Origin of the sequence: Segeticoccus rhizosphaerae (genome assembly GCF_009192725.1) — a bacterium.
GTDB classification, from domain to species: Bacteria; Actinomycetota; Actinomycetes; order Actinomycetales; family Dermatophilaceae; genus Segeticoccus; species Segeticoccus rhizosphaerae.
Map to the genome: position 1 here is coordinate 1 of NZ_VOHR01000118.1, position 10,474 is coordinate 10,474.

General features: G+C 70.7%; 5 protein-coding genes and 1 pseudogene. All 6 read right to left on the bottom strand.

What is annotated here, in order from left to right:
• A partial coding sequence (locus FRW57_RS11120; RefSeq protein ID WP_203230300.1) for a CoA-binding protein occupies positions 1–1,326 on the bottom strand: 1,326 nt, incomplete at its 3' end.
• Positions 1,323–2,891, bottom strand: coding sequence for an FAD-dependent monooxygenase (locus tag FRW57_RS11125; protein ID WP_152186013.1), 1,569 nt, complete (start codon positions 2,889–2,891; stop codon positions 1,323–1,325). The genes FRW57_RS11120 and FRW57_RS11125, both read right to left, overlap by 4 nt.
• Before the next feature lie 116 nt (positions 2,892–3,007).
• Positions 3,008–4,381: a DUF6519 domain-containing protein gene (locus FRW57_RS11130; protein ID WP_152186014.1), complete on the bottom strand. Its 1,374-nt coding sequence runs from the start codon at positions 4,379–4,381 to the stop codon at positions 3,008–3,010.
• A 15-nt stretch (positions 4,382–4,396) separates the two neighbouring features.
• Entirely contained in the window at positions 4,397–6,523 is a 2,127-nt protein-coding gene (locus FRW57_RS11135) for a hypothetical protein (protein WP_152186015.1), read from the bottom strand.
• Entirely contained in the window at positions 6,520–9,732 is a 3,213-nt protein-coding gene (locus FRW57_RS11140) for a putative baseplate assembly protein (RefSeq protein WP_162529336.1), read from the bottom strand. The genes FRW57_RS11135 and FRW57_RS11140 overlap by 4 nt, the downstream gene beginning before the upstream one ends.
• Positions 9,733–9,803: 71 nt before the next feature.
• Positions 9,804–10,474 (bottom strand): annotated as a pseudogene (locus FRW57_RS11145) (hypothetical protein); the annotation flags it as partial.

Consider the following 10,474-nt stretch of genomic DNA (forward strand, 5'->3'; position numbering starts at 1 on the left):
GGTCACCGGCAGGCCGGCGTCAGCTGCGGAGCGTCGGGCCTGACGGACCGGCGCGTCCGGGCCGTCGACCCCGAGGATGACCGCGCAGGTGGCGGCGGCTGCGGCCACCGTGAAGTCGGCGACGGGCTCCAGCAGCCCGTAGACGGCGACCAGCTCGATGCCAGGGTCTTCGCTGACAGCCCGGACGACCTCGGCGTGGTGCGGCCCTGGACGCCCGGTGTCGACCGGGTTGGCCTGATAGGTCATGGGGGGCAAGAGGGTGGTCAGGCGTTCGGAGGTGGAGGAGCTGAGCGCGGGCAGGCTGACGCCCCCGGCCGGAAGCGCGTCGGCGATCAGCAGCCCTGGGCCGGCCTGGGCAGTGACGAGGCCGACACCACCACTGGAACCGGCCGGGAGCCTGACCCGTGACAGGGCGGTCGCGGCGACGACCAGGTCGTCGGCCCGATCAACCAGCACCGCGCCGGCCTGTCTGAGCACGGCTCGGGTGGTGCGCCAGGAGGTTGCCAGGGCACCGGTGTGGGATTGCGCGAACTCGCCGACGTCGTGCTGGCCGACGACGAGGGCCACGACGGGTTTTCGCCTGCTGAGCTCCCGGACGGCGGCCAGCAGTGCCTGTCCGTCCGTGACGTTCTCCAGATGAAGGGCAACCGCGGTGGTGGCCTCGTCCTGGGCGAGGTGGAGCAGCACGTCGACTGCGGTGACGTCGATGCCAGCTCCGATGCCCACCCCGAGGCTGAGGCCGACGTCCTGGCGCTCCAGGGCGAAAGCCAAGGCGTGGTTGAGACCCCCGCTCGCCGCGACGACGGCGACCCGGCCCGGCTGTAGTGCCTCGACTCCGGGCACGAAGCTGGCCCACAGGCCGCGGTGGGGAACGAAGAAGCCGGAGGTGTTGGGACCGAGGACTCGCACGTTGCAGTCTCGGGCAGCCTGCATCACCTGTTCCTGGATGGCGGCACCGAACGGGCCGGTCTCGGCGAAGCCACCGGCGCAGATCAAAACAGCCCGGACGCCCTGCACAGCGCAGTCGGTGATGACCTCGGCGCACGCGGCCGCGGGGACACAGAGCACGGCCAGGTCGGGCGTGCCACCGGCCCGGCACACTTCCGCCGCGGCTTCGGCGACGGTGCTGTGCATGCCCGCTCCGCCCCGGTTGTTGACCCTGGCGACGGGTGCCGGGTAGCTGTCCAGTCGGGCCGCCATGGCCCCACCGAGCTTGTCGGGGTCGTTTGAGGCGCCGACGACGAGTACGCCGCGCGGTGCGAAGAGCGCGTCCAGGTCGCGACCACCTGTGGCGGTGGCTGCGGGGGGAGAGGTCGTGGACGTCATACGACGGTGTTCGTGGGCCGCGCTACGGCGTCGACACGACCGGCCAGCACGGCCGTCTCGATGGCGGGGTCGGCCAGGTCCTCCACGACGATCGCCTGCAGTCCGTGGCTCAACCGTGCCTGTTCGGACAACAGGGTGCGAGTCAGCGCGGTGCCACCGTCGATGACAACTGCTCCGCGGCTCGGCAGCTGTGCTTCGGCGCTGCCCAGCGCGTGCACGTCGTCAGGCGCCGCGACGAGCGGGACCGTGCCGTCCTGCGGGGTGCTGAGGACCGGTGCCAGGCGCTGGTCGTTCTCCAGCAGCCAGGCGACGCCCGCCTCGTCGGTGGCCAGAGCGAGAACGCGCCCGCTCGTGGCGAAGCCGTCCGTCTCCAGGGACGTGTGCAGCGCGTCGCCTCCGTGGGATGAGGTCCATCTCTCACGCGCGGCGGCCACCAGATCGGGATCGCGTTGGGCCATCTTGTCCACCGGGAGGCTTCGGGAGAAGAAATGGAAAGCGAAGGTGAACGGGTCGAGGCCGCGCTGGTACTGCCCGAAGCGCTCCCACCACGCCAGACTGGGGGTGGCGGCGTCCTGGATGTGGGCCACGGCCGGTTTGCGGGCCTCCTGGTATGCCGACAGCGCCCCGTGCTGATCGGCGACGGACCCCAGTTGTTGGGCCAACTCGATGGCGTCCTCCATGGCCATCTTCGTCCCGGAGCCCACGGAGAAGTGGGCGGTGTGCACGGCGTCTCCGAGCAGGACGACATTGTCGGCGAACCAGGTCCGGGTGCGACGGGTGCGGAAGTTGGCCCATCGGGAGTTGTTGGTGACCAGCGGGCGACCACCGATGTCGTCGGCAAACAGTTTGGCCAGGTATGCCTCGCTCACCGCGTCGGAGGGACCTGGTGGCTGGGTGACCTCGAACCGGTCCAGACCCGCGCGAGTCCAGGTGTCGGAATCGGTCTCGACGATGAAGGTGGACAGTTGGTCGCTGATCGGGTAGCCGTGGACGGCGAAGTTGCCGTGTTCGGAGGATCGGTGCAGAAAGGTCAGTCCTTCGAAGGGGTGCTCCGTGCCGAACCAGATGAACTTCGCCGACGCCTCGGCGACCTCATGGCCAAGATCAGCGCGCTCCTCGAGGTAGGCCCGCACCGAGGAATTGGTGCCGTCGGCGCCGACGACGAGGTCGTGGCTGGCCGCCAACTCGGCTACGGGGGGTGCCGGGGTGTCGTAGCGCACCTCGACGCCCGCGCCGTCGGCGTTGTCCTGCAGGAGACGCAGCAGCGTCTTGCGGTGGATGGCGGCCATCCCGTTGCCGGAGAAGCTGTGCAGCTCGCCATGGTTGAACACGTCGATGCGATCCCAATGGGTGCCATAGTCACGCAGTCCGTCTCGCAGGACCGGGTCGACGGCGTCGATGCGTCGCAGGGTGGCATCGGAGAAGACGACCCCGAAGCCGAACGCATCGGTGCGCTGGTTGCGCTCGAAGACGGTCACCTGGGCAGTGGGACTCTGCCGCGCCAAGAGGGTGGCAGCGAACAGCCCACCGGGACCTGCGCCCACAACTGCGATGGAGTCACTCATATCAAGTAACGGTAGGACGAAACTCCAAGATATGCAACACATTGCCGTTGTTAGTACGTAATAGTGTTACATATTGGTACGGACAGCCACGAAGGTGTCAGGGATACCAGGAGGATTCAGCCAGTGAGAGGGCTGAACAGCGCGCGCAGGTCCACGACCTTGGCTCTCGCCGACGCCGGGACCAAGGCAAGCGGTGCGTAGTGGTAGTCGATTCCGAAAGGCGGCAACGCCACCGGCCCAGCGTCGCCCTGGGGCCAGATCAGGTCGCCGGTGGTCCGCCGGGCGGGCGCCAGCCAGAAGTCGCCGTTGCGGTACGTCGTGGGATCGCTGCCCGACCCGGTGAACTGCACCTGGACTCCGTCCTCGAGGTCGAGCCAGCCACCTTCGGTGATCTCCGCGGCCGGTGCGTCCCAGCGCCGCAGCTGCGGGTGGAGGTCCTGGTCGCGTCCGATGTTGCCGGTCTCTCCCGACGGGTCGCGATCGAGTGTGACCATGAGGTTCACGGTGTCCACGGCGGTGACGGCGAACAGCGTTCGCACCACTGACGGCTCGATGTCCCGGCCGAGGAGGGCCACCGACGAGTCGTCGACGATCTCAACCAGGTCACCCACGTCGAGGGCTGACCGGCTGTCACGGCCGAGGACTCCGACAGCCACCTCCGCGCCCCTCAGAGCGGTGACGGGATAGACGTAGGAGCCGTTGTCGCGGGACCAGACGAACTGGGCCGGTGCCGCCAGCGACGCGTCGCGGTTCCCGCGGCGTGAGGTTCGAGCGGTGGTCTCCGGTGCGGCAGCCGGTCCCGAGCGGAACACCTCGACCCGATAGTGCTGGTTCTCCTGACCCCGAAACCTCGCCTCCGGCGAGACCGAGCACACGTCGGTTTCGGCGTCGTCCGGGGTCCGGGCGCGAGCCTTCAGCAGCCCGCGTCGAGGGAAGGGTGGGTCGGCACGCCAGCGGGCGGCGGGATCGTTGCCGGGGTCGTCGTTGCCGAACGGATACGCCGCGACCTGCCAGATGACCTTGGATCGCGCGGTGGTCTCCGGCCCGTGGATGCCGAGGGCGACCTCACGCAGGTCGGGATCCTCCACGACGGTGACTTCTCGTTCCCAGACCCGGAGGTAGACCAGGAAGGCGCCGCTGTCGGGCAGCTGGTCCACCTCGTGGTCGAGATGGCCGTCGGGCTGGCCCCAATACGTCGTGTCCACAGCGTTTTCGACCAGGATCCCGTCGACGTACATGCGCCCCGCGCTCAGCGACAGGTCGGCCAGCTTGTCGGCCGTCTTGTCGGTGCGGTCGACTGCGAATCCGGCCGCGTCGCGCGGCGCCCCGGCCTGGCCGATCACGTCGGCGAGCGAGGTGCGCAGCTGGTGCAGCCAGATGGCGAGCTGCTCATTGTGGTCCTGGTCCAAGAGCACTCGCCCCTGAAGTGCCAGCACGCCGGAGTAGTGCTTGGCCGCATCGAAGCGGGAGCGCGAGGTGTCGATGTGCATGGGATCCCTCCGGGGTCAGGTGACGTAGACGATGCCGGCGTCGGTTCCGGCTGGGATGTATTCCTCGAGCCGCAGGTCCAGGTTTCCGCTGCGCTGCGGCCAGAACAGGCTGTGGTAGGCGCCCATCTCCGACCCGTCCTCCGCGCCCGAGGCGATCTCGGGGGCACAGCGCAGATCGAGTTGCGCGTATGCAGGCGTGCCGAAACGCTCACTGCGGAAGCGGGGGGCGACGCGCACCGGATCGCCCGAGGTCTCCGGCTCGCAGTGGAAGCGCGCCGGGGTGCGCGAAGCGGGGTGCACCCAGGAGAACCGCAGGCAGCCCACCTGCCGCCGGACCACCTCGATCGGCCCGGTGACGATGCTGTCCTCGACCAGGTCGACCGCGTGAGCCCGCACCCTCCCGAGCACGGTGGTATGCCGCAGCGAGACAACGAGGTCAGCGTAATCATCACTCTCCGCGCACACGGCGAACGACCCGCGGTCACAGGCGTCGAGCACCGAGTCGGAGACGAATACGTGGGAAGGCGCGGTGTGCCTTGGGTCCCCGACGGCCCGGATCGTCCCGACGATGCTCCGTTCGATCTGCAGACACGCCGGAGTGCGGTCCAGCTCGATGCTCGGCTCGTCGGGGTGCTGGCACGCGCAGTGGGAGTCCAAGGACCAGCCTGGCACCAGTGTGCAGTCGCGGAGGGAGACGGTGGCGACCGGCCCCTGCACCCGAAGGCTGCGGCCGGTGACCATCAGGCCGTCGAGGGTGACCGACGGGCGGGGCTCTCCGTCGACGTCGGGCGCGCCGATGATCGAGAACCTGTCCGGCCGGTTGGCGTACCAGTCGAGCAGCCGAACCACCGGCCGGCTGCCGGCTGCCGCCCGCAGCGTCAGTCGGTCGCCCGGCTCGACGTCGACCCGGAGCTGTTCGGTGAACGCGCCCGACCCGACCAGTTCGATGGTCGCCTCGCGGGTGGGCGGCGACCCTGCCGACCGTGTCTTGTCGCTCTGCCAGCGGGCCAGCGCGGCCGTGATGGTCTCATCGGGTTGGCCCGGTCCGCAACGATAGATCCGGCCGGTCGACACGCCACGGGGGTACTCTCCGCCCCCGATGTCGGCAGGGAACGCGTAGCGGTAGCTCGCCCACACCCCCTCGTCGGGCGCGTCGCGTGGTGGGAACGCGAACCGGCCGAGCACAGGGTCGACCGCCACCGTCCCGCGGGCCGGGGTATAGCCCCAGCCGGACAGATCGGCCGCGACGATCCGTGACGCAGGCACCGGCTCGTCCTGGTGCTCACCGGTGAACAGGCACAGGCTCTTGCCCGGTCCGTAGTAGTCGAGCAGCGCGCTCTCGAACGCGAGCCGCCGGATGAACGCCGGCACGTTGGTCTCGTCGGCCACGTGGGTCGGCGACGGCTCGCGCACCGGCGCCACCGCGAGCGGGGTGTCGTTGCCGAGGATGCTGAACGTGAAGCGGCTTCGGTCGCGGTCTTCGCAGTATGCCGGCGCGCGCGTGATCGAGTACGACCCCAGCCGCCACCCGAACAGCGCGACCTCCTCGATGCCGGACCTGCCGCTGGTATGGAACGAATCGATCCGGCGGACGTCGACGAGGTGTGCCAGCTCGTCGAACGGCCCGTCCACCCGGTCGAGCGCATCCACGCCTCGGACGTCGACCAGCCGGCCGCGCCGCAGCCGAGACCGCAGCTCAACCGGCTCGGTGCCGAAAAGCCGCACCGGTTGGTCGAAAGCGAGGAGTTGGCGCAGCTCGACGGCACGAGTCGGGAGCCCGGCCACGTCCGCCGCCAGGTCCTCCAGGATCGCCAGCGTGCCCTTGCGCCGCCGGTTGGCCACCGTGTCTGCGACGTCGCGACGTGGCGCGATCGCCCGCAGCACCGCGCCGGCGTCGTCCTGGCCGGATCCCAGCGCCTCCTCGTAGCCGTGCAGCACCCGGTAACCGACCAGCTCGCCGAGATACGGCGCCAGCCACTCCTGGCACGTCTCGATGAACCAGTCGTCGTAGAGCTGGTCGACAGAGTCCGACAACAGGTCCCGCTGCTCCTCCAGCACCGCGAGCAGGGCCCGCAGCACGTGCCCGGCGTCCTGGTCGCGCTGCTGGTGCAGGCGAGGCAACAGCTCGAAGAGGCTGGTCACGGGATCCTCCTGAGGATGAGGGTCTGCGGGACGTCGGTGTTGAAGCAGGCCAGCTGCGCGGGGCGCAGCCCGTCGGCCACGGTGAGCGACTGTCCGTGGGTGAGGGTCGAGGACCGCAGCTGCGGGTTGAGCGCGATCAACTCGTCGACGGTGCGGCCGTGCCGCAGCGCGATCGTGGTGAGGGTGTCGTCGGCGCCGGTCGGGTCCTGGCCGACGACGTACTCCTCATGGACCCGTCGCGCCCGCCGGGCGGGCACCATGTCGGCCACCCCGGCGAGGGCGGTCACCGCGGACAGCAGCTGCACCGGGTCGGCCACAGAGGGCAGGGCCCCGAACACGTCGACGTCGATGTAGTCGACGCCGGGGGTCTGCTGCGCGGCTGCCACCAGCCGGCTCAGGTACACCGGCTCCGCCAGCCGCGCGGCTCGGAAGCCGGCCACGTCGAGCAGCCTTGCCCGTACGTGGGTGGCCACGTCGTCATACAGGTGGTCCGGGTCGACCTTGAGGCCCGCCGAGAGGACCAGCCACAGCTCCTCGCGGATGTCGAGGCGCACCGGCAGGTGGGGGTCACCGTATGCCGTCAGGGTGCCTTCGAGTGCGGTGAACAGCAGGTCGCCGGGATCGAGCGCCGCGTCGTCCAGTGTCGCGATGGTCACGTGCACGACTTCCCGACGACCGTCATACAGCCGTGCCGCAGCGGCCTGCGCGATGCCGGCGTGTGCGGCCGCGAAGTCGGCGTAGTCGGCCACCGACACCAGACGGTCGAGCGCCAGCGTTCGCAGGGGTATGACGTCTCGGTTGTCGGCGGGCGTGTCGCCGGGCGCGCCACCGGTCATCGGCAGCGGGTTGCTGACTGCGGCAACGCCGAGCGGCCGGGACGTGAGCTGCTGGACCCGGCCGGGGCCGACGTTGCCAGCTCGCCCGGCGCCGACCCGGTAGGAGGCGGTGACGTTCTCGACACCGTTGGGGAGACGTGAGCCGTGGACACCGTCACCGAAGCGCACCGACACGGCCGGACCCGATCCGGCCTCCTCGGCATAGCTGTGGTCCCGCGGACCAGAGTCCGCGAGGATCTCGGTGGGGTGCCAGCGGACCTGGTCGACGCGCACGGTCAAGGTGGTGGCGAACCCCTCGGGCGATACGGCCGGAAGGAACGTCAGGGGTGTGTCGTCCGTGGGCTGTTTCAGTGAGAACGACTGCCCTGCTTGCGTGGCCGAGCCGCTGCCGAGCACCTCCGACCGGGTCTCGCCCTGGGTCGCGGCGGCCACGTTGCCCTGGATGACCACGGTGTCCCGGACGTACTCGTAGGCCAACGGCGTGGCCAGGACCAGCACCGGGCGCGTCACGTCGCCGGGCAGGGTCAGGTCGATCCGCTGCTCCACGGCACCGACCATCGTCAGCTCGCTGGCCACGATCCCGGTCACGCCGGGGATGTCCCTGCGCTCGCCGGTCACCACGAGCCGCCGCCCGGGCATCAGGCCGGGGTAGCTCTGGGCGAGCGCGATCTCGCCGCCCCTGACCGGGTCGGGGATCGGTTCGTCGGAGAGGCTCAGCGGCTGGTCGCCGAACCAGACCGTGACGTCGTCGAGGTCGACGTCACGGCCGGTCGCGAGGAAGGGACCGGTCGTGGTGACGGCGGTCGTGGGCACCCGCGCCGACGTGCCTTCGGCGATGGTGACGATGCGCACGTAGTGTTGTGCCGACGCGATGCGGGTCACGAACTCGTGCGTCGAAGCTGGGTCGGTTGCGCCTTCGCCGCTGGTGCCGCGCTCGCGCGAGACCAGCCAGCCGCCGGGGACGAGGTTGTCCGGCGTGCCGTCGATGCTCAGCTGGGTGTCGGAGCGGAATTCGTCGGGTACGGGGCCGGCCTTGGTGCGCAGCGCGATCACGTGCGCGGTCAGGGGCGGTGCGGTGACGGCCTGCTGCCCGATGGCCTGGGCCAGTGTTCCCGCCAGCCGCGGATCTGCTCCGGCCAGCAGTGTCACCAGCGAGCTGGACCCCGGGTCCAGTGACTCTGCGGAGGCCTGGGCGAGGTCAGAGGCGAGCTTGGGCGGTCGGGACGGCGGTCGGCGCAGCGCCTGTAGGGCCGCGGCGGTGGCGAGCAGGGGAGTGGCGCGAGCGCAGTTGAGTGTGTCCGCACGGTCACGTCGCTCCGCCTCGCCGTCCGACGGGCAGGTGAGGGCGATCGCCAGCCGTTCGAGGTAGGCGAGCTCGGGCGACTGCGCCCGGGTGGATGCCGCGACCAGCGGGGCTGCGTCGCTCACGGCCTCCTCCAGCGAGGCGAGGACCACTGACACCCAACGCGACTCGTCCTTGCTGAGTCGTCCTGCGTCCGCGAACGCCCGGGACTCGGCGACCAGCCGGTGCAGGGTCGCGAGCGCGGTCATCTGGGTGGTCGGCTCGTCCAGATCCTGGCCTGCGGCGGTGAGGGCGACGCCGAGCTCCTGCTCGAAGGCGCTGGCGGCGGTCTTGCCGGCGTCGGCGACCGCCGCCTTCACCAGGCCCAGGGCCAGCTCGAGGCCCACCGGGGTCCCGGGATCGGGGACCAGGCGCACCAGCGTCCGGTCGGCCTGGAAGTCCGGCGCGACCGAGGCGATCTCACGCACCCGCGGCTGCTCGATGTCGCCGAGGTCGAAGACCAGCAGGTCGCCGGCCTTGAGGTTGAGCGAGGAGCCGTCGAACGTGAGCTCGGTGAACCCGGTCAGGGTACCCGCCTGGATCGGGAACGGCCGAGTTCGACGCACCTCCAGCTGGTTCCAGTCCGCGCGCGCGTCCAGCGTCTCGGAGACCTCGAACGTCTGCGGCAGCTCACCGGGCCCGGGAACGCTCTTGGCCGACGTCCCCGCCGGGATGGTGCCGACCGAGCCCGGGTCCATCGTGAAGGCCAGGTGACCGGACGCACCCAGCGACGGCCGGGGTCGGTAGCCCACGAGCCGGCCCAGGCGCACCAGCGACTCGGGGTTGACGGCGGTGCCCAGGGATGCCTCGTCCCGGGCGCGCTCAGCGTAGAAGGTGACGATGTCGGCCACCACCGCCCAGCAGTCGAGCAGCGCGATCGACGGATCGTCGGTCGTGCGTGCCGTGAGTTGCTGCAGTTCCGGGTAGGCGGCCAGCCGCGCTCGCATCGACGTGAGGAAGTCCTGGTGGGTGCCGATCCGGTAGCCGAGTGTGGGTAGTCCCGGCCGCTGGTACAAGGAGTGGGGAGTCACCGCCCGGACACCTCGACAGCACTCGCCGGGGCACCCGCCCGGACAGGTTCCGCAGGCGCTCGTCGAACAGGTCATCGTCCGCCTCCGATCACGAGCGCGACCAGCCCGTGGTCGGGCCGCGACGGGTCGTTGTCGAGCCGGGCCACCTCGAGGTCGCCCAGCTCCAGGAGGCCGTCGGCGAGCGCCCGGTCGTCGTACGGCCCGAACTGTCGGCGCAGCCGGGTCACCCTGACGCCCGCGACGCCGGGGACGGCCTGGACCGCCGCGACGACGGCGCTGATCCGGACCGGTGTCCCGAAGGTCTGTCGGTCGGGTGCGAAGAACGCCGGGCCGCGTGCCCCGGTGCGGGCTGCAAGAAGGTCGAGGACCGCGCCGCGCACGTGGTCGGTGTCGTAGTCCGGTGCCACCCGGACGCACAGCGCCAGGTCGAGGGTGACCAGGTCGGCCGGGCTGACGAAGACGTCGTGCCCGATCCGCCGATAGCGCTGCAGCCGCTCGCGAGCGGCGGTGAACAGCGCCTCCGTCGGTGTCTCCGTGCCGAGCGCGTCGATCGCGACGTCGGCCTCATACCAGCTGCCGGTCCAACGCAGCCCGCAGGCCGCTCTTTGCACCCCGGGCAACCCTTCTGCGACGTGGGCGTAGTCGTCGGCCGTCACGGCCCGGGCCAGCACGTCCAGCGCCTCGCGGGGCGCCCGCTGACGCACTTCGGCGACCGGCTCGGGGTCGGTGCCGCCGCACGCCG